The organism is Mesorhizobium sp. XAP4 (assembly GCF_029269325.1).
Classification (GTDB): Bacteria; Pseudomonadota; Alphaproteobacteria; order Rhizobiales; family Rhizobiaceae; genus Mesorhizobium; species Mesorhizobium ciceri.
In genome coordinates, this window is the sequence record NZ_JARIXW010000004.1 from 600,883 (window position 1) to 624,229 (window position 23,347).

Sequence of the window (23,347 nt, forward strand, 5' to 3'; positions counted from 1 at the left end):
CCCACTCCCCTACACATTCAGCAACAAATACTCCCGCTCCCACGGACTGATCACTTCCATGAAGGTCTCGAATTCCGCGCGCTTGATCGCCGCATAGGTCGCGGCGAACGACTTGCCCAGATGCGCGCAGAGTTCCTCGTCGCCCTCGAACAGGTCGACGGCTTCGAGCAGACCGCGCGGCAGGTCGATCTCGTCGGCATTGGCCGTTGTCAGGACCGGGGGCTCGGCCTTGATCTTGTTGGTGATGCCGATCAGCCCGCAGGCAAGCGATGCCGCCAGCGCCAGATAGGGATTGGCATCGGAGGACGGGATGCGGTTTTCGACGCGCCGTGCCGCCGGATCCGAGCGCGGCACGCGAAACGCCGTGGTGCGGTTGTCATAGCCCCATTTGTTGTTGACCGGCGCCGACGCCGCCTGTGTCAGCCGGCGGTAGGAATTGACATAGGGCGCGAACATCACCAGCGCGTTCGGCACATGCTTCTGCATGCCGCCGATAAAGTGGAAAAAATCGTCGGTTTCCGAGCCGTCAGCGGCCGAAAAGATGTTCTGTCCGGTCTTCTTGTCGATGATCGACTGATGGATGTGCATGGCGGAGCCGGGTTGCCCCTGGATCGGCTTGGCCATGAAGGTGGCGTAGATCTCGTGCTTCAGCGCCGCCTCGCGAATGGTGCGCTTGAACATGAACACCTGGTCGGCCAGTTCGATCGGGTCGCCATGGCGCAGATTGATCTCCAACTGGCCGGCACCTTCCTCGTGGATCAGCGTATCGATCTCCAGGCCCTGGCTTTCGGAGAAATGGTAGATGTCGTCGATCAGTTCGTCGAATTCGTTGACGCCGGCGATCGAATAGCCGGCGCCGCCGCCGATCGCGCGTCCCGACCGGCCGACCGGCGGGGTCAGCGGATAGTCCGGGTCGGGATTCTTGCGCACCAGGTAGAACTCGATCTCGGGCGCCACCACAGGCTTCAGGCCGAGCTTGTCATAGGCGGCCACCACACGCTTCAACACGTTGCGCGGCGTGAACTCGACCGAGCGTCCGTCCTGGTGGACGAGGTCGCAGATGACCGCGGCCGTCGGGTCTTCTTCCCAGGGCACCACCGTCAGCGTCGACAGGTCGGGCATCAGTTTGAGGTCGCCGTCGTCTTCCGGGTAATGGAAGCCGTTGCCATCCTCGGGGTAGCCGCCGGATATCGTCGTCATGAAGACTGCCGACGGCAGCGCCAGCGAGGTGTTGGAGGTGAATTTCTTCGATGGCATCATCTTGCCACGCGCGACGCCTGCCTGATCGGGCGTGATGCACTCGATGTCCTCGATGCCGCGCCATTCCAGCCAGGCGCTGACTTCCTTCCAGTTCTTGACGCCTCGTTGATTTTTCACGAAGGCAGGCGTGCGGGCGCGTCCTCCGCGGCTCGACGGACGGACTTCCTTTTTTGCAGGCGGCATCATTCACCAGATTGGGTTGCGGATTGTGGAGTATAGCCGTGCCCTCCTATGGAAGGGAAGGGGAGCCGCGTCGGGCATTGCCCGGTGCGGTTGAAAAACACGCCAATCGGCTTAGTTTCGGCCGTCCCAATTCCAATCGAGGCGTTCAATGCGGCGCAATGACAAACTGACGACGATCGGCTTCGACGCCGACGACACGTTGTGGCAGAACGAGCAGTTCTTCCGGCTGACGGAAAAGCGCTTTGCCGCCATGCTCGTCGACCATGGCGAAGCGGAGCACATCTCGGCACGATTGCTGGAGGCCGAAAGGCGCAACCTCGCTGTCTATGGCTTCGGCATCAAGGGATTTACCCTGTCGATGATCGAGACGGCGATCGAGGTCACGCAAGGCCGCGTGCCGGGCTCGGTCATAGCGGAGATTCTCGATGCCGGCCGCGAGATGCTGAGCCATCCGATCGAGGCCTTGCCGCACGCCCGCGAGACGGTCGAAAAGCTTGCCGGCGCATTCCGCCTCGTGCTGATCACCAAGGGCGACCTCTTCGACCAGGAGCGCAAGCTGGCTGGCTCAGGCCTTGGCGATCTGTTCGACGCGGTCGAGATCGTCAGCGACAAGAATGCTGCCACCTATAGCAGGCTCTTCAAGCGCCACGGCGATGGTCCGGCGAAAAGCATGATGGTCGGCAACTCGCTGAAGTCGGATGTGGTGCCTGCCATCGAGGCCGGCGGGTGGGGTGTTCATGTGCCGCATGAACTGACCTGGGTGCTGGAGCATGTCGAAGCGCCGGTAACCGAATCGAGGTTCCGCCAGATATCCGATCTCGGACAACTGCCCGGACTGATCGAAAGCATCATCGATCCCTGATCGCCGGGCGATCCGTGGTCGCCCGGCCTTACCTGGTTCGATTCCGGACGGAAAAACCGCTACACACTTTCCCGCAATTGCCTCAGCGGCCGATCAGGCGATCGATCACCGGTTGCAACCGTTCGGGCGTGATCGGCTTGGCGATCACCACGTCGATGACACCAGGCAGGCCCAGGCTTTCCGTGGTGCCATTCTTGGTTGACAGCAGGATTACCGGTGGCAGCGATTTGCCCGAGGCGCGGCGCAACGCGTCGATGCTGGACATCAGATTGTCGCAGTCCTTGTTGTCGGCGCCGCCGTCAAGGACAACCGCGCCGGGAATGAGTGACCGCAAGATCCTTGCCGCCGTGTCGGGAGATTCCGAAATCGGCTTGAGCCCGGATCGCTCGACGATCTTTGAAATCACCACGCGATTGATTGGCGACCTGCCGACGACAAGCACCTGCGACGGATCACGGATCGCCTCGGTGGTTGAGCCGCGGGTCACCAGATTCGGATGTCTTGGAGTCTCGCCTTCGCGATTCACCGGGCACACAAGTCAGCCAAGAAGCTCGCCCCTATTTCAATGCAGAGTTGAATCCGGAGCGCAATTGGCGTGAGATCGCAGCCTATGTCAAGTTGAAATAAAAGTGCCCGAAATCATCGCCGGGACAGTGAATTTCAAGCAACGCTACTGTACTCGACTGTCCACACATGCATTTCATAAAAAGAAAATTCACCTGCGCAGGGGCTGCGCAGGTGAAGGGTCGGTTGCATGAATTTCAGTCAGCCGTGGCTCTGCTGCGTGACGATCACCGGGATCAGCAGATCGCCCCAGTTGCCGTCGCCGCCGTGATGTCGTGCCGAGCGCACGAGTTCCACCGAGACGCCCGCCTCGACCGCCTTCATAACCGACTGGTTGAGGCGGTGCAGGTCGTTGGCCAGCATGCGGATCGTCGCCTGCTGGTCGACGCTCATCGTCGTCGACTGTTCCTCGGCGCGTTCCTTGACGCGGCTTATCGATGCCATTGGTTTTCTCCTTGTGTCCCAAGCCCTGTCGGGCGTTTCCTCTGAGTTCTTCTGTTCGCTATTCGGCGGCCGGTTTGAACTGCGCGTGCTCCGTCGATTCATGCATGGCGGTGGTCGACGATTGGCCGCCGGTGATCGCCATCGACACGGCGTCGAAATAGCCGGTGCCGACCTCGCGCTGATGCTTGGTCGCGGTGTAGCCATCGGCCTCGGCCGCGAACTCCGCTTCCTGCAACTCGGAATAGGCCGCCATCTGCCGCGCCTTGTAGCCGCGCGCCAGTTCGAACATGCCGTAGTTGAGCTGGTGGAAGCCGGCGAGCGTGATGAACTGGAACTTGTAGCCCATGGCGCCGAGCTCCTTCTGGAACTTGGCGATCGTCGCGTCGTCGAGGTTCTTCTTCCAGTTGAACGACGGCGAGCAATTGTAGGCGAGCAGCTTGTCGGGATGATGCTTGCGCACGCCGTCGGCGAATTTCCTGGCCTGTGCCAGGTCCGGCTTCGAGGTCTCGCACCAGATCAGATCCGCGTAAGGCGCATAGGCGATGGCGCGGGCAATGCAGGGCTCGATGCCGTTCCTGACATGATAGAAACCCTCAACCGTGCGCCCGGCGTCGTGGTCGACGAAAGGCTGGTCGCGCTCGTCGATGTCGGAGGTGAGCAGCTTGGCGGCTTCCGCATCGGTGCGCGCGACGACCAGGGTCGGCGTGCCCATCACGTCCGCCGCCAGGCGCGCGGCGTTGAGGTTGCGGATGTGCGCCGCAGTCGGGATCAGCACCTTGCCGCCGAGATGGCCGCATTTCTTTTCCGACGCCAACTGGTCCTCATAGTGGACGCCGGCGGCGCCCGCCTCGATGAAGGCCTTCATGATTTCGAAGGCGTTGAGCGGCCCGCCGAAGCCAGCTTCGGCGTCGGCAACGATCGGCGCGAACCAGGTTTCGACCGAAAGCCCATTGCCTTCGGAGGTCTCGATCTGGTCGGCGCGCTGCAGCGTCCGGTTGATGCGCTTGACCAGTTCAGGCGCCGCATTGGCCGGGTAGAGCGACTGATCCGGATACATCGCGCCAGCCGTGTTGGCGTCGGCGGCAACCTGCCAGCCCGACAGGTAGATCGCCTTCAGCCCGGCGCGCACCTGCTGCATCGCCTGATTGCCGGACATGGCGCCGAGCGCGTTGACGAAGTCCTCCTCGTGGATGAGCTTCCACAGCCGATTGGCGCCCATTTCGGCAAGGCTCTGGCGGATCTGCACCGAACCGCGCAGACGCTTCACATCCGCCGCCGAGTAGGGTCGTTCGATACCGTCGAAGCGACCTTCCGGCGCCGATGGGACGAGGTTGTAAAAATCAGTCATTGGTCACTCCGAGGAATTGCTGATCTGTGTCAAGGCGTCAATCATTTGGGGGTAGTTGGGTATGACTGGATTTACATTTCTGCGCGAAATCAGCCACAAAAATCAGGTAAACTGAGAGGATATAAGAGAAAACCTGTGTTGCGTTTGACAGAAGTGCGTTGTAAATTTGTCATTATTGTAAAAGGCCCGTGCCCAGGAATTCGTGTAAATTGCTGTAAAGGACAGTCCATGGCTGACCAGAAGATCTTCGCCGGGCCGCGCATCCGCCGCATTCGCAACGCCAAGGGCCTGACCCAGACGGCGATGGCCGAGGGTCTCGGCATTTCGCCGTCCTACCTCAATCTGATCGAGCGCAACCAGCGGCCGCTGACGGTGCAGCTGATCCTCAGGCTGGCCTCCGTCTACAAGGTCGATCCACACGAGCTGCAGGGCGAGGCGAGGGGATCTGTCGCTGCCTTGAAGGAAGTGTTCACCGATCCCCTGCTGGTCGGCGAGTTGCCGGGTGATCAGGAACTGATCGAGCTTGCCGAGGCGGCGCCCAATGCGTCCGCGGCCGTGATAAAGCTGTTCCGCGCCTATCGCGAGCAGGCCGAGCGCCTGTCCGACCTCAACGAATTGCTGGCAGGCGAGGGTCGGGCGACGGCGCTCTCCGGCGCCCGCCTGCCGATCGACGAGGTGCACGAGATTTTCGAGCGCCGGCCGAACCATTTTGCTGCCCTCGAGGAGGAGGCCGCGGCGTTCACCTCGGTGCTCGATCCCGGCGACGATCTGTTCGGCGCGCTGAAGGCCTGGCTGAAGCGCGAATATGGCATCGTGGTCAAGGTGCTGCCGGTCGCGACCATGCCGAACTGGCGCCGCCGTTATGATCGCCATTCGCAGCGCCTGTTCCTGTCCGAACGCCTGTCGCCGTTCGACCAGTTGCGCGAAGTCGCGATGGAGGCCTGCCTGATCCGCATGACGGTCGCGGTCGCCGGCGAGATCCAGGCGCTCAAGCTGAGCACCGACGAGGCGCGCCGCCTGGCCCGCTTCGAACTTGGCCGTTATGCGGCGCATGCGCTGATGATGCCCTATCAGGCCTTTCACGCGGCTGCCGTGCGCGCCCGCTATGACATCGATGTCCTGCGTTCGCGCTTCGGGGTCTCCTTCGAACAGGCGGCCAACCGGCTGACCATGCTGCAGCGGCAGGGTGCCTCGGGCGTGCCGTTTTTCATGCTGGAGGTCGACAATGCCGGCAACCGCTTCCGCAAGGCCGGCAGCCAGGGCTTTCCTCAAAGCCGCTTTGGCGGCGGCTGTCCCAAGCTGCCCGTGCATGTCGCCTTCACCCAGCCCGGCCAGGTCTTCGTCGAGGCAGTGGAAATGCCCGACGGCGCCGAGTTCCTGTGCATCGCCCGCACGCTGGAAGGGCCGCAAGGCGCATTCTCGGAACGCCCGCGCCGCACCGCGCTGCTGCTCGGTTGCGACATCGGCTTTCGTGACGATATCGTCTATGGCGCGGCATTGCCCGGTGCGGCAATCACCGCAAAGGCCGGCACCGTCGCGGCGACGCCGGTCGGGCCTGCTTGCCGGCTTTGCGAACGCGTCGGCTGCCTGGCGCGGGCAGAACCGCCGGTGACGCGCCCGCTCGGCCTCGACGAGATGGTGACGGGCCTGAGTGCTTTCGATTTTCAGTGACGCCGTGTTCTTCTGAAATGGAGCAAGGTGCCACAATTGTCGGCGGCCGCTGGCTCAGTTCCGGCCTGCGCCTTTGCGTTACGCCAACAGAGCATCTTTTTGTCGTCCCTTGCGCATCGTCCCGTCCACAAGAGCCCGACAGTGGCAGCCATGATCGATACCGCATCGCCGATCGTCGCATCGCCAGCCGTCTCGCCGCGCGAGGAGCGCGTCGGCATGCTTTTGGTCTTCCTGTCGGCGCTGATGTGGAGTTTCGGCGGCGCCATCGCCCGCTTCATCACTGTCGGTGACAGCTGGACGGTCATTTTCTGGCGATCCGTGTGGGCAGCCGCCTTCCTGGTCTGCTTCATGGTTTGGCGTGACGGCTGGCGTGGCATGCTGAAGCTGTTCCGTGACATGGGGTTGCCCGGCCTTGCCGTCGGGATCTGCTTTGCCACGGCATCGACCGCCTTCGTCGTGGCGCTCGCCTACACCACCGTCGCTAACATCCTTTTGATGCAGGCAGGCGTGCCGTTGCTGGCGGCGCTGTTTGCCTGGGCATTGTTTCGCGAAAGGGTTGGTGTCGCGACCTGGGTGGCAATCGCCGCCGTCATCACCGGCGTCGCCATCATGGTGTCGGAATCGCTCGATGGCGCCGTCTCGCCCATAGGCGATGGGCTGGCGCTGTTGATCGCGGTCATGTTTTCGGTCGCCACCGTCATCACCCGGCGGTTCTCCGGCGTGCGCATGACGCCGGCGACGTGCCTCGGCACCATGCTCGCGGCCGGCTTTGCCGTCTCGCAGGCATCGACCCTCGCCGTATCTGTCAGTGACATGGGCTTTCTGTTTGCCTTCGGCGTGGTCAATCTCGGCCTCGGCCTGGCCTTCTTCGCCACCGGCGCGCGACTGATCCCGGCGGCCATCGCGGCGCTGCTCGGCACGTTCGAGCCGATCCTCGGCCCGATATGGGTCTGGCTCATTCATTCCGAGGTGCCGTCGGGGCGCACCATCATCGGCGGCGCGGTTGTGGTCACGGCGCTGCTCGTCCATATCGGGCTCGAATTCAAGCGCCAGGCAAGGCCCGAACGCGCAGGGGTCACCGGGGTGCCGTCACCTAATTGAAGCGGCCTGCAGCTTTGCCATTGACAACGTCGCTGCGGCACGGGCAGGCTGGGAATACGGCAACAACAAGACAGGCGTATCTTGCCAAGTCTCCCAGCCGGTCCGATCGGGACCGGACCATATCGTCGTATCTCTGCCCGCGCCATGGCGAAAGCCTCTGACGGTATTGGCACGCCTCCCAGGCCGCCTCAGGGGCATCCAGCCATCTCATCGAACCGCCTGCATGGTCTCGGCAGTTCGCGCTTGTCGCCCCTTGGAAAGCTCAATAGTCTGAAGAAAATGCCGGTCGCGCTGATGTCGCGACGAGCCGGTGAAGGAACACTCATCAAAGGAGAATAGCATGATCCGCAAAGCGCTCTGGCTTTCGGCAACGTCGGCATTCCTGACATTTTTCACCGTCGGCGGTCACGCTGAAGATCGTGTCGTCAACGTCTTCAACTGGTCGGACTACATCGACAGTTCGATCATCGACGATTTCACCAAGGAAACCGGCATCAAGGTCGTCTATGATACCTTCGATTCCAACGAAATCCTTGAGACCAAGCTGCTTGCCGGCGGCAGCGGCTATGACGTCGTCGTGCCCAGCGGCAATTTCCTTGCGCGCCAGATCCAGGCCGGCGTGTTCCAGAAGCTCGACAAGTCGAAGCTGCCCAACATTTCCAACATGTGGGATACGGTTTCGGAACGCACGGCCAAGTACGACCCCGGCAACGAATACTCGGTCAACTACATGTGGGGCACGGTTGGCATCGGCTACAACATCAAGAAGGTGCAGGCGGCGCTCGGCACCGACAAGATCGACAGCTGGGATGTCTTCTTCAATCCCGACAGCCTGGCCAAACTGAAGGACTGCGGCGTCTACGTGCTGGACTCGCCGGCCGACATCATTCCGGCTGCACTGAAATATCTCGGCCTCGACCCGAACAGCACATCGCCCGACGATATCGCCAAGGCCGAGGAGACCTTGCTCAAGGTCCGACCTTATATCAGGAAGTTCCATTCCTCCGAATACATCAACGCGCTCGCCAACGGCGATATCTGCCTGGCCGTCGGCTGGTCGGGTGACGTGTTCCAGGCCCGCAACCGCGCGGTCGAGGCCAAGCAGGGCGTCGAGATCGGCTATTCCGTGCCGAAGGAGGGTGCGCAGATGTGGTTCGACCAGATGGCGATCCCTGCCGACGCGCCGCATGTCGCAGAGGCGCTCGAGTTCATCAACTACATGATGAAGCCGGAAGTTATCGCCAAGTCGTCGAACTACGTGCTCTACGCAAACGGCAACAAGGCTTCGCAGCAATTCGTCGACAAGGCACTGTTGGAGGATCCTTCGGTTTATCCCGATGCCGAGACCATAAAGAAGCTCTACACCGTCTCGCCGTACGATCCCAAGACACAGCGCGTCATCACGCGCACCTGGACCAAGATCGTCACCGGCCAGTAAGCAATCCGACACGGTCCCGGCAGTCACCTGCCGGGACCGTTTTTACCTGGGGCAAGAAGCAAGAAAATCAGGACGGAGTGGGACATGAAATCGCTTGGCAGCATCCGCAGGGATTTTGCACCGTGGAACGACCCGAACGCCAAGCCGTACATCCAGTTCGACAACGTCACCAAGAAGTTCGGTGACTTCACCGCCGTCAACAATCTGTCTCTGACCATCTTCGAGCGCGAGTTCTTCGCGCTGCTCGGTGCTTCCGGTTGTGGAAAGTCGACGCTGCTCAGGATGCTCGCCGGCTTCGAGGAGCCGACAGCCGGCCGCATTCTGCTCGATGGCCAGGATCTGCGCGGCATCCCGCCCTACCGGCGGCCGGTCAACATGATGTTCCAGTCCTATGCGCTGTTCCCGCATATGACGGTCGAGAACAACATCGCCTTCGGCCTCAAGCAGGACGGCATGCCGAAGCCCGAAATCGCATCGCGCGTCGCCGAGATGCTGAAGCTGGTCAAGCTCGAGCAGTTCGCCAAGCGCAAGCCGCATCAACTGTCCGGCGGCCAGCGCCAGCGCGTCGCGCTCGCCCGCTCGGTCGCCAAGCGGCCCAAGGTGCTGCTGCTCGACGAGCCGCTCGGCGCGTTGGACAAGAAGCTGCGCGAAGAGACGCAGTTCGAACTGATGGACCTGCAGCAGAATCTCGGCCTGACCTTCGTCGTCGTCACCCACGACCAGGAAGAGGCGATGACCATGGCCGATCGCATCGCCATCATCGACAAGGGCGAGGTGATGCAGGTGGCAACGCCGGCCGAAGTTTACGAGGCGCCGGGATCGCGTTTCGTCGCTGGCTTCGTCGGCAACGTGAATATGTTCGAGGGCAAGATCGCGCGTGGCGAGGCGGGCAGCGCCAGCATAGACGCCGGCAACGGCATCACCATCCGCACCGACAATGCCGGCACCGCCGGGGCTGGGACGGCCGTCACCTTCGCCATCAGGCCCGAAAAGATCAAGGTGTCGTCGAAGAAGCCGGCCGAGGCCGTCAACGCCATCGAGGGCGAGGTCTACGACATCGCCTATCTCGGCGACATGACCGTCTATCATGTCAGGCTGGACGACGGCCAGGTGGTGCGCGCCAGCACCATGAACGCGGCCCGCATCACCGAGGATCCGTTGAGCTGGAACGACCGCGCCTGGGTTTCCTTCCGGCCCGACGCCGGCGTCGTGCTGACGCGGTAGGGGGCGACCATGTCGAGCGCCGCCGTCACCACAGCATCAGCCTCTCCGGCATCCAATGCCGGCAGATCCATCCTTGCCAGGCTGGGTGCTGCCTTCGTTGGCCGACTGGTCATCATCATCCCGTATGTCTGGCTGCTGTTCTTCTTCCTCATTCCGTTCGTCATCGTCTTCAAGATCTCGCTGTCGCAGACGGCGATCGCCATTCCGCCCTATACGCCGGCGCTCGATTTCAGCGGCGGTATCTCAGGGTTCCTGGCTCAGCTGAAACAGCTCAGCCTCGACAACTACACCTGGCTGACGCAGGACGCGCTCTACTTCAACGCCTATGTGACCAGCGTCATCATCGCCGCGGTCTCGACGGTCCTGACATTGCTCGTCGGCTACCCCATCGCCTACGGCATGGCGCGCGCGCCGGCGACGATCCGCCCGACCTTGCTGATGCTGGTCATCCTGCCGTTCTGGACCTCGTTCCTGATCCGCGTCTACGCCTGGATCGGCATTCTCAAGCCCGAAGGGCTGCTCAATCAGCTGCTGCTCGCCACCGGCATCATCCACCAGCCGCTGATCATCCTCAACACCTATACGGCGATTTTCATCGGCATCGTCTATTCCTACCTGCCGTTCATGGTGCTGCCGCTCTATTCCGCGCTCGAGAAGATGGACTATTCGCTGATCGAGGCGGCCAAGGATCTCGGTTGCCCGCCGACCAGTGCGTTCTGGAAAATCACCTTCCCGCTGTCGCTGCCCGGCGTCATCGCCGGTTGTCTGCTGGTGTTCATTCCGGCCGTCGGCGAATTCGTCATTCCCGATCTGCTCGGCGGATCGCAGACGCTGATGATCGGCAAGACGTTGTGGAACGAGTTCTTCGCCAATCGCGACTGGCCGGTATCGTCGGCCGTGGCCGTCATCCTGCTGTTGCTGCTGATCGTGCCGATCATGCTCTTCCAGCGGGCTCAGGCGCGCGCTCAGGAAATGGACAGGTGACCTCATGAACGCCACCTGGAGCCGCTTCAACATCACCTCGATCGTGCTTGGCTTTGCCTTTCTCTACCTGCCGATCGTGCTGCTCATCGTCTTCTCGTTCAACGAATCGAAACTGGTCACGGTCTGGGGCGGTTTCTCGACCAAATGGTACGTCTCGCTGTTCCACAACCAGGGTCTCATGGACGCGACCTGGGTGACGGCGCGTGTTGGCCTGATCTCGGCCACGGTTGCGACGGTGCTGGGCACCCTGGCGGCACTCACCTTGACCCGCTACACGCGCTTCAAGGGCAGGGTGCTGTTTTCCGGCATGGTCTTTGCGCCGCTGGTCATGCCGGAAGTCATCACCGGCCTGTCGCTGCTGCTGCTCTTCGTCGCCGTCGGGCTCGACCGCGGCTTCCTCACCGTGACGCTCGCCCACATCACGCTGACCATGTGCTTCGTCGCCGTGGTCGTGCAGTCGCGGCTCATGACTTTCGACCGCTCGCTGGAAGAAGCCGCGATGGATCTTGGCGCAACGCCGGTGAAGACCTTCTTCCGGATCACATTGCCGGTCATCATGCCGGCGATCGTCTCCGGCTGGATGCTGGCTTTCACCCTTTCGCTCGACGATCTGGTCATTGCCAGCTTCACCTCGGGGCCGGGCGCGACGACGCTGCCGATGAAGATCTACAGCCAGGTTCGCCTCGGCGTGACGCCGGAAATCAACGCCGCCTGCACCATCCTGATCGCCGTCGTGGCGATCGGCGTCATCATCGCCTCGCTTGCCAACAAGCGGCGTGAGGTGCAGCGCCAGCTCGACGAGCAGGCCGCGCAGCGCGGGTGAAAGATAGGAGGCGCGGTGGCGGCCTATTCCCCGGAAACGCCGCGGCTGATCGGGGAAATGAACGGCGTGCTCCAGGTTCCGCCGACGAAGAACGACGACTGGTTGGGGCCTTGCTGGCCGTTGGCCTGCGTTGCCGCCTGATCCGGCTGAATGACGCCGCCGGACAAGGCCAGTCCGCGCCCGGCGTAGGACGCGATGCCGGACAGCCAGATCTTGTACTTCGCTGAATTGGCCTCGGCCTTGTCGATTCGCGCCACGCCCTTCGAAATGGTTGCCTTGATCTCGGCACCGTCGATCGGCAACGTTCCGTCGGAGACATCGTCGAGCGCGAAGAAGCCGCCCTGTTCGGTATGTTTGAGGAAGGCCGGCAGGTTGAGCTTGCTCAACGCACCCGGCCCGAAGGTCGCCGAGACCGAGCCGTCGGCATTGTCGAAGATGGAATCCCAGGTTCTGCCCGGCCCCTTGAGGATCACCGAGACGGTGCCCGTGCCGACCGGCACCAGCCGCGTCATCCCCGCCGCCGTGCCGAAAGCACCGCCGTCGATGTCGGACGCCAGAAGGCGGATTTCGACCTGCGAGCCTTCCGGCTTGCGATCGAAGCGAAGGCTGGTCTGGATGTTGCCGCCGAAGGCCGAGGCATCGGAGATGTCGAAGACGGACAGACCATCCTTGACCTGTGCGGTGGCGGCGACGTCGGCGAGCTGGATCGGCCCCGCCGTGGCGTGCGCCGCCGACAGCCTGAGATCGAGATTGATCTTGTCGGCGAAACTTGTGTCGATTTCGCCAGGCCCCGCTCCTCCGGTCGGCACCAGCGGGGTGAAGGCCGACAGAAACGATCTGAGGTCGAGCGTGTCGAAGGCGAGCGTGCCGGAGATCACAGGTTGTGCTTCACCAAGCGAGAGGTCCAGCGCACCCATCCCCGGATTGTTGTCGAGTGCAATCGCCGTGTTGTCGAACTTGACGCGCCCGCCGGTCGCGGTGATCTTGCTCGAAATGCTGACCGAGCCGATCGCCGCACCCGGAGCGATGCCGGCCTGCGACCATTCCAGGACACGCCGCAGCGAGGGTGCCGAGAACTTCGCTTGACCGTCGAAATAGGTATTTTCAGACATGCTGGCCGTGCCGTCGAACGAGAAGGTGGCGGGCGCCGCCTTGAAGGACAGTGTCAGCGGCGCCGTGCCGCCGGCAAACAGCACAAGCGGTTTGGCCGAGGCGACGTCCAGCGCGACGCTTTCGCCCCGCCAGATGCCGGTTGCCGACAGCGTCGCATTGCTGTTCATCGCCGCCCAATTTGCCTGACCGTTCAAACTGCTCAGGATCTCGACGTCCTTGCCGCCGATGGAGGCTACCACGCGGCCGTCACGAAACTCGACCGTGCCGAAGGTGTCGGTAGGCAGCTTGTCGAGGTCCGGTTTGGCGGGGTCGGCGTTGACCAGGCCGCGCGCCGTGTCGATGGAGCGCGTGATGCGCCCGCCGGTCGGGACAGCAGGCAGGAAAAGGCCGGCAGGCGTGCGCTGGACCCGGATCGTCGGCCGCACCAGCCGCGCCGTCGAAAACACCACGTCGCCGCGCAAGGCCGCCATGGCGGAAAGGTCGACCTCGACCCGTTCTGCCTCGACCACCGGCGGCGCCTCGGTGTCGGTCCATTGTGACAGCGTCACATCGGTCAGGATGGCGCGGAATGTCGGCCAGACCTCGATACGCGGCGAACCGTCGATGGCGACACGGAAGCCGCTCCACGCACTCATTTCCCAGGCGATGCGGTCGCGCACGATACGGGTGGAGGCAATCAGCGGCAGGGCGGCAACGACCAGCGCGACGACGATCACGGCAGCGCCGATCGCCCATATTCCGCGCCGGATCATAGATGATGGCATATGGCCCCGTATGCTTCCATTCCGACAATCGCCCGACGGGTGTAACCCCGGTCGTCACCACGGCCCCGGTCGTCACCAGGACTTCCGGCCGTCACTACGACTTCAAGTTGTCACTACGACTTAGGGCTGAGGCATTTCAAGTCTTTATGGCCCGGCGATGGCATTTGCGCACATCTGGTCGCATCAGCCGAACAAAATCTTGCTCTGCTGCGCTGCGATATGCATAAGCGATGGCGACCGTGGAGGAACGATCATGGCTGCCGAACAACCGCTCTGGACACCGACGCAAGACCAGATTGACGCAGCACCCTTGACCGCCTTCACCAAGGCCGCCGGAGTCAAAGCCGGCGTAGCGTTTTCCTCGTATTCGCAGCTTCACGCCTGGTCGGTCGAGGACCGTGAAGGGTTCTGGAGCCTGGTCTGGGATTTCTGCGGCATCGTCGGCGACAAGGGCGACAAGCTGCTCGTCGACGGCGACAAGATGCCCGGCGCTTCTTTCTTTCCCGATGCGACACTGAATTTCGCCGGGAATCTGCTGAAGAAGACCGGCTCAGGCGACGCAATCGTGTTTCGCGGCGAAGACAAGGTCGAGCGCCGGCTGTCCTGGAACGAGTTGCATGCGCTGACCTCGCGGCTGCAGCAGCTTTTCCTGTCGCTCAAGGTGAAGAAGGGCGACCGCATTGCCGCCATGATGCCCAACATGCCGGAGACCGTCGCCGCCATGCTGGCAGCCGCCTCGATCGGCGCCGTCTGGTCGTCCTGCTCTCCCGATTTCGGCGAGCAGGGCGTGCTCGACAGGTTCGGCCAGATCGAGCCCGTCGTCTTCATCGCGCCGGATGGCTATTGGTACAATGGCAAGGCGATCGAAGTCGCCGACAAGATCGCCGCGGTCGCGGCCAAGCTCGGCACTGTCCACAAGATCCTGGTCGTCGACTATCTCGGCACATCGAGCGATGTTGCCGGGACTATCGACAAGGCGGTAGCGCTGGAAGAGGCGCTGTCGCCCTTCGCCGACAAGCCCGTCGCCTTCGAGCCGCTGCCGTTTTCGCATCCGCTTTACATCCTGTTTTCGTCGGGAACGACCGGCATTCCCAAATGCATCGTCCATTCGGCCGGCGGCACGCTGATCCAGCATGTCAAGGAACACCGGCTGCATGCCGGTCTCACCGACGGCGACCGATTTTTCTACTTCACCACCTGCGGCTGGATGATGTGGAACTGGCTGGTGTCGGGGCTCGCTTCGGGCGCCACGCTGCTGCTCTATGACGGCTCGCCCTTCTATCCCGACGGCAATGCGCTGTTCGATTTCGCCGATGCCGAGAAGATGACTTTCCTCGGCACCTCGGCCAAGTTCATCGATTCCGTGCGCAAGGCCGGCCTCAAGCCGATCCGCACGCATGATCTGTCCACTGTGCGGGCAATCTCCTCCACCGGCTCGCCGCTGTCGCCGGAAGATTTCCGCTTCGTCTATGACGGCATCAAGAAGGACGTACATCTGGCCTCGGTCTCCGGCGGCACCGACATCGTCTCCTGCTTCGTGCTCGGCGTGCCGACGCAGCCGGTCTGGACCGGCGAGATCCAGGGACCCGGCCTCGGCCTGGCCGTCGATGTCTGGGACGACGACGGCAGGCCGGTCCGACAGGAGAAGGGCGAGTTGGTCTGCGCAAAAGCCTTTCCGGCGATGCCGATCGGCTTCTGGAACGACCCCGACGGCAAGAAGTACCGGGCGGCCTATTTCGAGCGCTTCGACAATGTCTGGTGTCATGGCGATTTCGCCGAATGGACCGAGCATGGCGGCCTCATCATCCATGGCCGCTCCGACGCCACGCTCAACCCGGGCGGGGTGAGGATCGGCACGGCGGAGATCTACAATCAGGTCGAGCAGATGCCTGAGATCCTGGAAGCATTGTGCATCGGACAGGACTTCGACAACGACGTGCGCGTCATCCTGTTCGTGCGCCTGGCCGCCGGCGTGCAGCTCGACGAGGATCTGGAAAAACGCATACGGGCAAAAATCCGTAGCGGCGCGAGCCCGCGTCACGTGCCGGCAAGGATCGTCGCCGTCACCGACATCCCACGCACCAAGTCGGGCAAGATCACCGAGCTTGCGGTGCGCGACGTGGTGCATGGCCGCGCCATCAAGAACAAGGAGGCGCTCGCCAATCCAGAGGCGCTTGAGCTGTTCAAGAACCTGCCGCAATTGGCCGAGTAGCTGCTAATGCATGTCGCTCAAAAGTGGCCCGGTTTTGAGACAACGACATGCATGAAAAAAGACGTTCCGGCATGGTTAACGAAATATCTCGCTAGAATTTACCTAGATTTCATGAGTGGTACACATTCGTAAATTTTCCGGCGCCCCGGTAAGGAGTTGTTAAGGTCCGGCGTCGATAGTCGCAGGTAACTTGAGGGAGAAATCCCGTTCCTCAGCCCCGAGGATCCGAATTCGCTCAAGCCCCCGTTGTGACAGCAATCCCATCTCTTAAGGCGCCTTTGGGCGCCTTTTTCTTTTTATCGGGATCGAAGCGTGGAGGGCTGATCTATTCCGCGAGCACACGGGTCGATGGAAAAGCGACCTCGACCAAGGTGCCTTCGCCCGGGGTCGAATTGATGGTGAACCGGGCACGGTTGGCTTCCACCATCGCTTTGGTCAAAGGCAGTCCAAGCCCGGTGCCGTCGCCGCGTCCGCGCTTCAGCGCGTTGATCTGCTTGAACGGCTTCAGCGCCTGCTCGATCTCGGCATGGCTCATGCCGATGCCGGTGTCGCGCACCCGCATGACGACGTCGCCCGACGTCTCATAGGCGGTCGAGACGATCACCTGGCCGCCGGCCTGGGTGTAGCGGATGGCATTCGACAGGATGTTGAGCGCGATCTGGCGCACGCTGCGCAGGTCCGCCACCACTTCCGGCAGCCGCGAAGCGAAGCTGGAGCGGATGATGACCCGTTCGCGGTTGGCCTGCGGCTGCATCATCGCCACCGTCTCGGCCAGCGTGTCGTTGAGCGACACCGCCTCATAGGCCATCTCCTGCTGGCCAGCCTCGATCTTGGAGATGTCGAGCAGGTCGTTGACCAGGTCGAGCACATGATTGCCCGAGCGGTTGATGTCGCGCAGATAGTCGCGGTAGCGGTCGTTGGCGACAGGTCCGAACTTCTCGTCGACCATCAGTTCGGAAAAGCCGATGATGGCGTTGAGCGGGGTGCGGATCTCGTGGCTGATGCGGGCGAGGAAATCGGTCTTCTGCGAGGACGCGCGCTCGGCCACCGCACGTGCCTGCGTCAAGTCCTCTTCGGCCCGCTTCCACTGCGTGATATCGCGAACGACGGCGCAGAAGCCGCTGTCGTTGGGCAGCCGGCCGATGGTCATGAACAGCGGAATGAAGCGGCCTTGCGATTCGCGACCGATCACCTCACGGCCGTCGTTCATGACACTCGCCACGCCGGGCTCGGACAGTCCGTTGAGATAGTCGCGTGCCGCGCGCTGACTTTCGATGGCAAACAGCGAGGCGAACGGCTTGCCGGTCACATCGTCGCTGTCGAAGCCGAACAGTGCTTCGGCCGGCCGGCTGATCGATCGGATGGTGCCGTCACGGCCGATCAGCACGACGCCGTCGGTGGCGGTGTCGATAATGGTGCGCATCTCGGCGATGCGCGCCTTGAGCTCGGAAATATCCGGCTGCGTCTGCTCGTCGGCAACCACATGCAGGCTCGCCGGCGCATCATCCTCGCCGGAGCGTCGCACGACCAGCATCAGCGCCTTGCCGTCGCGCCAGGGGACAGAGCGCAAAATGGCCTCGATCGGGAATTCCTGTCCATCACGCGTCTTCAACCGCAGCGCGCGATCGGTGCCGTCGGAAACGCCGTCGTCGGCATAGGGGTCGGCAAACAACGCGCCGAGGCCGCCGGCATCCGCCAGATCGTCGAGCGCCTCGTAGCCGGTCAGGCTGAGGAATTCCTCGTTCGCATAGTGCAACTGGTCTCCGGAATGGATGAGCAGCGGCACGGGCAGCTTACCGAGCAGCGACGTGTCCGGGGCCTTGTGTTCATCTCCCGCGGAAAACGCCGACGGCACGAACCCTTCGGCCTTGAGCGGCGGAACCTGCAGGCGAGGGCGCTCGACGCGTATTTCCGCAGCGTCGCCTGCATTGACGGCTTGCTCGGCAACCGCCTGCTCGTCAGGCGATGCGGCTTCCTCGTCGGGCTGCGCCCAATCCTCGCTGTCTTCGGCATCGCGAAAATCTGCTGACGTCATGCTGTCGTCATCGAGGACGTCATGTGTCGCGTCAGTGGCTTCAGGCTCTTCGCCGGGCGAAACCGCAGCGGTGTTTTCTGGTTCCGCCGCCACGGGGCCACGTTCGTCATCTTGGCCGGCATAGTCCAGCAACGAGCCCGTCACATTCATCCCAGGGGGGGCTTCACGAGCCGCTTCGTCCGGGTGACCGTCAAGCCGTGCCAGATCCTGCTCGTCTTCGGCATCGACATCGGTCTCGGATGGCTCGACCGGTTCGTTCTCTGGCCCTGACGCAGGGATGCCGCCGGCGCGCATCGGGTCGTCGGACGCCTTGACCGGAGCCTCGGTCTCCGCTGCCGACGTCTCCGTAGTCTCGGTCTCTGGTGGCTCGACCGGAGCACTCTCCTTCTTCAGCCGCTCGCCGATTTCGCGGAAGGCGCTGCGTTCCAGGGTCGAGAGGCCCTTGTCGTTGGCTGGCTGGCGATGTTCGGCGAGCCGGATCACCTTGTCGGCAAAGCGCCGCTCCTGTTTCGGCACGATGGTCAGCGCCGGCACCTCGCCCTTGAACGGATCCGATGCCTGAGCGTCCTCGGCCCTGGGCTCCTCAGCGTTCGGCTGTTCGGGCGCGGGTTGGATGACTTGCGGTTCCGGCGTTGCCGGCGCCCGGCCATTGGGCACCAGCGCCATGCCGATGGCCTCCGGATCGACGACCGCGTCGCTGGCGCGGGCGACGCCGAAGCCGCGGAAACCCTCGAAGGCGCGGCTGCGCCCATAGACAGGCAGCGCCGCCAGGTCGACGGGTATCTTCAGATCGGTGCCGACGACCGGCCACAGCACGGAGCGTCCGGACCAGGTATCGCGCCGTTCGAGGAGCCCCGATATCTCGCCCGAGGGGTCGAGGCCGAATGTGGCGGCGACATCCCTGAAGCGTCGGCCAATCACGTCGGCCGCCGGCTTGCCGACGATGTCGGCGAATTCCGGCGACAGCGCGCTGAACTTGCCTTCGGCATCCGTGCGCCAGACGAAGCGCACCGGCGCCGCTGCGCGGTCTATCGCCGAGACGGTCGTCGGCGTGGCCGCGGAGGTGGACTGGACTTCCAGGGCCGCCGGCTCTTGAGGCGCTTCAGGTCCGGACGCAGTTGGTCGCGGCGCCTGTTCCCCTCCGTCCTCGCCGGCGTTGAAGTACCAATGGTCGTGTTGCGCCGGTGTGGGCTCTGCTGCCGCCTGATCGCTGTTGGCAGCCGTCGGCGGCTGCCCGATCGCGTCGGTGATCGCATGCGGCTGCGATGCGGCGACGTCCTCGGTCGGCAGTGCGGCGCCTGGTTCCTCGGTCGGCGTCTCGCCACCCTGTTCCGGCTGCGAAGCCGCATCGCCAGCTGGTGCCGCCTCGGCAATGGTTTGCGTGAGGTGTTCGCCCGCAGGGGCTGTGTCGTCGAGCTGGTCCTCGTCGATCACCACCAGCAGATGCCGCTCCTCGGTCAATCTTGCCAGCCCCGCCGGGTAGGAGGCCGTGCCGCCCGGGACAAGGCGCTTGACGATGCGGTCGCTCTCGGCTGCGACGTCGGCAACCAGTGCTGCCAGCGTCTCCGGCAGGATGCCCAGTGCCGAAAATCCTTCCGAGGCCGCCTCGACGTTGCCCCTGGCATCGACAAAGGCGATGAAATGACCATCCTCGGTGAAGCCGCTAATGGCGCGCGCGGCGATTTCGCCGGCACTGCGTGACCCTGTCTGAGCCGCCGGCACTGCCAGCATGATCGCCTTCTCGGCGTCCGGCATGGTCACCGCACTGGCCAGGAAGCCGACGGCGCGGCTGGTCATGCCGGTCGCCAGCCGCACCATGATGGCGCGGTCGCTGCCAATCTCGGGAAATCCGCTGGTCGCCATGATCTGGCGCCTGGCGATCACGGGCAACTGCGCCGAGGCGCCTATGATCGCCTCGATGTCGGGATAACCGAACATCGCGGCTCCTGGCCCATTGGCCCAGATCACCTGCTCCAGATCCGCCGACAGGATCGCGATCGCGTCGCCTGCGGCAAAGCGCTGGCGGACCGCGTCGAGCACGGCGACATCGAGGAAGGAATATTCGGACGGCATGCGCTTGGCGGACCTCACGGAGCGGCGATTTTGCAGTTAACGCTTTGTTAATAAAAGCCGGAGGCGCGAAGGTCCACAAGCCAGAACGTGCAAAGGCTGGAATCTGGGCTCTTGGTTAACGGCCCAAAAGAAATTTATGGTGCACTGCAACAAAGATATTGCAATGCACAAAATTTGCCTTTATATTGCCATCATACATGAACGAGACGGCTTTCTGTCAAAGCCGCTGCCGCTGAAAAGGATGGAAAATGTCCAGGACCAAGACCGCCGAGACGATCGAAAACGTTGAATTCCCGAGCTTCGACGCTTCCAAGGCGACTGACCAGATTCGCGCTTTCGCCGAAAAGGGCGTTGAGCAGTCGAAAGAGGCTTATGCCAAGCTGAAGACCGGCGCCGAGGAGACCCAGAAGGCTCTGGAGTCGACCTACGAGACCGCCAAGACCGTTTCCAACGACCTGTCGCTCAAGACCATCTCCGCTTTGCGTGCCAATGCCGAGGCCGGTTTTTCCCACCTCGAAGCCCTGATCGGCGCCAAGTCGCTGTCGGAAGTCGTCGAGCTGCAGACCGCCTTCCTGCGCAAGCGCGTCGAATCGACCGTCGAGCAGGCCAAGGACTTCCAGGCCGTTGCCTCCAAGGCCGCCGAGGACGTCTCCAAGCCGATCAAGACCGCCTTCGAGAAGGCGTTGAAGGAAATCAAGGTTGCCTAACATTTGCGCATGATCTGAAGATGCAACAAAAGGTCGCATTTTCTTAAAAACGATCAGGTGTATGATGGCAGCCATCAAGGAATACCCGGTGAGTGGAACCTCCTCCCTCTGCTCCCCGGGGTGACCAGCCAGCACCTCCTCCCGCTGGCTCGTAACAGGAAAAGGCCGGCACCTCCTCCCGCCGGCCTTTTTCTTTGTCCGTCGCCTGGTCCTTGCCTGCGCCTTCTTGCTGGGCGAATGCCGCGCCGATGTGGGGAAGTGACCTTTGCTTTCCAAAAGCCTTGAATTAGAATCCATAAGCCCGTAAGGACGCATCGCCGAACGACAGAGCGGCGGATGAGTTTCTGTTTCGATCCGCTCAGGCAACGTGCCGTTGTAGCTCAGATGGTTAGAGCGCCGGATTGTGGATCCGGAGGTCGCTGGTTCGATCCCAGCCAACGGTACCATAAATAGCGACATAATTTCAAAGACTTAAAGGCTTCTGGTTAGCTAGGCTGGCTTGGGTGTCGGTGCGTCCTATGGACGTGTACCATTCTGGTGCCATAGGGAGGCCGTCCAGCTATGACGGTCAACAAAATGGCGGTTAGCCCGGAGCGAACCCTGCCAATGACGTCAGCCGTCGTTTCGCCTGAGATCTTTGCGCAGCCAAAAAAGCCGTCGTCCACACGGAACCTTTGCTTGCGGAAACCGCAGGCCAAGTTGCTACCCTTTCGCCGGGAGCGGGATTGCGGGCCTGGTGGTGCGCCGATCTGGTTCCGACGCAAAAGCTGCGTTGGCCGCGGCCGGTGCCCTAATTCCCTTCTTGGCCAAGACGGATACTCCAGCGTTCAGTTGGGCTCCAGTGCGTACCGCCTCATTTTCAGCAGCCCTGTATGAGGCGATCTCGAATCATCTCTGCAATCGGGATCGCCGAGGTGGCGGCGGGGGAAGGCGCGTTGCAGACGTGCAGCATGCGGTCCGTTTGTGCGAACAGGAAATCATGGATGAGGGCACCGTCCTTGCGCACGGCTTGCGCGCGGATGCCTGCTTCGTGCGGGAGCAGGTCGGCGAGCTCGAGGCTCGGACAGTATTTCCGGCACTCCTCCAGATAGCCTGGCTTCCAGAGCGAGTTGCGGAGTTCCGTTACCGCAGATCCGCGGTTGGCGAACACGGTTTTCCAGAAGCCGGGAAACAGCGCGTAGTCGGCCATGTCCGAAACGTTGAACGAAAGCCGTGGATAGCCTTCGCGGGCAAAACCGATAACGGCATTCGGCCCGACCGTGACGCTGCCGTCGATCATCCGCGTCAGGTGCACGCCAAGGAAGGGCAGGGCTGGATCCGGGACGGGATAGATCAGATGGCGGACAATGTCGTTCTTCGATGCGGGAAGGCGATAGTATTCGCCGCGGAAGGGAACGATGCGATGCTCGATCGAAAGCCCGGCGAGCACGGCCAGCCGGTCCGATTGGAGACCGCCGCAGACCACCAGTTTTTTCGCCGGCCAGTTTTCGCCGGCCGACGCGATATCGACGGAATCGATGGCTTCGCGAATGCCGGTGACGCGCGTCGACAGGCGGATCTCGCCGCCAAGCGCCCTGATGCGCCGCCCCATGGCTTGGCAGACATCGGCATAGCTGACGATGCCGGTCGAGGCCACGAAAAGCGCGCCGAGACCGCGGATGTTCGGTTCCCGCTCCTTCAATTCACCCTCGCTGACGCGCCGGACTTCGATCGTGTTCTGCTTCGAGCGTTCGTGGAGCGCCTCCATGCGCTGCATTTCGAGTGCGGAGGTGGCGACGAGCAGTTTGCCGCAGACATCGAAGCGGATGCCGTTCTCCTGGCAGAAGGCCTTGGTGGCATCCGCGCCCTTGCGGCAGAGCTCGGCCTTCAGGCTGCCTGGCGGATAGTAGATGCCGGCATGGATGACACCACTGTTGTGGCCGGTCTGGTGCTTGCCGAGAGCCTCCTCCTTCTCCAACAGGATCAGGCTGCAGCCGGGATATGTTTCCAGCAGCCGCATGGCCGTCGCCAGGCCGACGATGCCGCCGCCGATGACGCAGTAGTCGAAAATCATTGTTGTAGCCCTTGCCTGCCCGATTATGCGTGCGCCGTCTGACGATCGCCATAGCCGAAATAGGCCTTTTCCAGCGCATGCCCGTCGGCAAGCTCGCTTGCCGAACCCTCCAGCGCGTTATGGCCGTTGCGCGGCACGTAGACGCGGGAAGCGAGGTCGAGAATGCGAGCGGTGGACCGTTCGACGACGAGCAGGGTCAGCCCGCTGGCGTTAAGCTGGCGGAGGCTTTCGTAGACCTGGTCGATCACCAGCGGCGCAAGGCCAAGCGACGGTTCATCGATCATCATCAGCGACGGGCGCTGCAGGATGGCGCGGGCGATAGCAAGCTGCTGCTGCTCGCCGCCGGAAAGGTGGCCGGCAACGCCGCGGTAGCGGGTCCTGAGGATCGGAAAGATTTCCAGAACCCGTTCCCAGATCGGCGGCCGCTTCGGCCTTGTCCTTGCGGATCATGCCGCCGAGCAGCAGGTTTTCCCGCACCGTCAGTGTCC

At 62.8% G+C, this 23,347-nt stretch carries 17 protein-coding genes, 1 tRNA gene and 1 pseudogene; 10 read left to right on the plus strand and 9 right to left on the minus strand.

All coding sequences use genetic code 11. The features are described from left to right. Positions 1-9: 9 nt before the first annotated feature. Positions 10-1,446 carry a glutamine synthetase family protein gene (locus P3C39_RS20375; RefSeq protein ID WP_027035719.1) on the minus strand — a complete coding sequence of 479 codons (1,437 nt, stop codon included), beginning with the start codon at positions 1,444-1,446 and terminating at the stop codon, positions 10-12. A 145-nt stretch (positions 1,447-1,591) separates the two neighbouring features. On the opposite strand from P3C39_RS20375, the gene P3C39_RS20380 reads away from it, so the two are divergent. After that, positions 1,592-2,305, plus strand: coding sequence for an HAD family hydrolase (locus P3C39_RS20380; RefSeq protein ID WP_013530243.1), 714 nt, complete (start codon positions 1,592-1,594; stop codon positions 2,303-2,305). Positions 2,306-2,387: 82 nt separating this feature from the next. Here the strand turns inward: P3C39_RS20380 and P3C39_RS20385 are convergent, their stop codons facing one another. The 3 genes from P3C39_RS20385 to aceA form a co-directional block, all read right to left on the minus strand. Then, positions 2,388-2,792: a response regulator gene (locus tag P3C39_RS20385; RefSeq protein WP_245265430.1), complete on the minus strand. Its 405-nt coding sequence runs from the start codon at positions 2,790-2,792 to the stop codon at positions 2,388-2,390. Between the two features lie 278 nt (positions 2,793-3,070). Further along, the gene (locus tag P3C39_RS20390; protein ID WP_006202762.1) at positions 3,071-3,313 is read right to left on the minus strand and encodes a hypothetical protein; all 243 of its coding nucleotides are present in this window, start codon (positions 3,311-3,313) and stop codon (positions 3,071-3,073) included. Positions 3,314-3,371: 58 nt separating this feature from the next. Beyond that, on the minus strand, positions 3,372-4,661 hold the full coding sequence (gene aceA, locus P3C39_RS20395) for an isocitrate lyase (protein WP_275953972.1): 1,290 nt from the start codon (positions 4,659-4,661) through the stop codon (positions 3,372-3,374). A gap of 228 nt (positions 4,662-4,889) precedes the next feature. Here aceA and P3C39_RS20400 point away from each other — a divergent pair, with 228 nt between their 5' ends. From P3C39_RS20400 to P3C39_RS20425, 6 genes are all read left to right on the plus strand, one after another. Then, entirely contained in the window at positions 4,890-6,332 is a 1,443-nt protein-coding gene (locus tag P3C39_RS20400; protein ID WP_275953971.1) for an XRE family transcriptional regulator, read from the plus strand. Positions 6,333-6,482: 150 nt separating this feature from the next. Further along, a complete protein-coding gene (locus P3C39_RS20405; RefSeq protein ID WP_013530247.1) occupies positions 6,483-7,433 on the plus strand; it encodes a DMT family transporter in 951 nt (316 codons plus the stop codon). A 340-nt stretch (positions 7,434-7,773) separates the two neighbouring features. After that, entirely contained in the window at positions 7,774-8,871 is a 1,098-nt protein-coding gene (locus P3C39_RS20410) for a polyamine ABC transporter substrate-binding protein (RefSeq protein ID WP_013530248.1), read from the plus strand. Between the two features lie 84 nt (positions 8,872-8,955). Continuing rightward, positions 8,956-10,095, plus strand: coding sequence for an ABC transporter ATP-binding protein (locus tag P3C39_RS20415; RefSeq protein WP_013530249.1), 1,140 nt, complete (start codon positions 8,956-8,958; stop codon positions 10,093-10,095). 9 nt (positions 10,096-10,104) lie between these two features. Then, positions 10,105-11,079 (plus strand): ABC transporter permease subunit, encoded by a 975-nt coding sequence (locus P3C39_RS20420; protein ID WP_063170075.1) that lies wholly within the window; start codon positions 10,105-10,107, stop codon positions 11,077-11,079. 4 nt (positions 11,080-11,083) lie between these two features. Next, positions 11,084-11,902, plus strand: a complete 819-nt coding sequence (locus P3C39_RS20425) for an ABC transporter permease subunit (protein ID WP_275953970.1) — start codon at positions 11,084-11,086, stop codon at positions 11,900-11,902. 23 nt (positions 11,903-11,925) lie between these two features. Here the strand turns inward: P3C39_RS20425 and P3C39_RS20430 are convergent, their stop codons facing one another. Continuing rightward, positions 11,926-13,779: an AsmA family protein gene (locus tag P3C39_RS20430; protein WP_275953969.1), complete on the minus strand. Its 1,854-nt coding sequence runs from the start codon at positions 13,777-13,779 to the stop codon at positions 11,926-11,928. 253 nt (positions 13,780-14,032) lie between these two features. Here P3C39_RS20430 and P3C39_RS20435 point away from each other — a divergent pair, with 253 nt between their 5' ends. After that, a complete protein-coding gene (locus P3C39_RS20435) occupies positions 14,033-15,991 on the plus strand; it encodes an acetoacetate--CoA ligase (RefSeq protein WP_275953968.1) in 1,959 nt (652 codons plus the stop codon). Between the two features lie 325 nt (positions 15,992-16,316). Here the strand turns inward: P3C39_RS20435 and P3C39_RS20440 are convergent, their stop codons facing one another. Then, a complete protein-coding gene (locus P3C39_RS20440) occupies positions 16,317-20,099 on the minus strand; it encodes a PAS domain S-box protein (RefSeq protein ID WP_275954203.1) in 3,783 nt (1,260 codons plus the stop codon). Between the two features lie 248 nt (positions 20,100-20,347). On the opposite strand from P3C39_RS20440, the gene P3C39_RS20445 reads away from it, so the two are divergent. Together P3C39_RS20445 and P3C39_RS20450 are read left to right on the plus strand one after the other, a co-directional pair. After that, positions 20,348-20,806 carry a phasin gene (locus tag P3C39_RS20445; protein ID WP_275953967.1) on the plus strand — a complete coding sequence of 153 codons (459 nt, stop codon included), beginning with the start codon at positions 20,348-20,350 and terminating at the stop codon, positions 20,804-20,806. Between the two features lie 369 nt (positions 20,807-21,175). Continuing rightward, positions 21,176-21,252, plus strand: a tRNA-His gene (locus P3C39_RS20450). Between the two features lie 413 nt (positions 21,253-21,665). On the opposite strand, the gene lhgO is transcribed toward P3C39_RS20450, so the two are convergent. The 3 genes and pseudogenes from lhgO to P3C39_RS20465 all read right to left on the minus strand — a co-directional run. Further along, positions 21,666-22,856, minus strand: coding sequence for an L-2-hydroxyglutarate oxidase (gene lhgO / locus P3C39_RS20455; protein WP_275954202.1), 1,191 nt, complete (start codon positions 22,854-22,856; stop codon positions 21,666-21,668). A 26-nt stretch (positions 22,857-22,882) separates the two neighbouring features. Beyond that, entirely contained in the window at positions 22,883-23,146 is a 264-nt protein-coding gene (locus P3C39_RS20460; RefSeq protein WP_245268645.1) for a hypothetical protein, read from the minus strand. A gap of 30 nt (positions 23,147-23,176) precedes the next feature. Then, positions 23,177-23,275, minus strand: a pseudogene (locus P3C39_RS20465) (ABC transporter ATP-binding protein); the annotation flags it as partial. Positions 23,276-23,347: the final 72 nt, after the last annotated feature.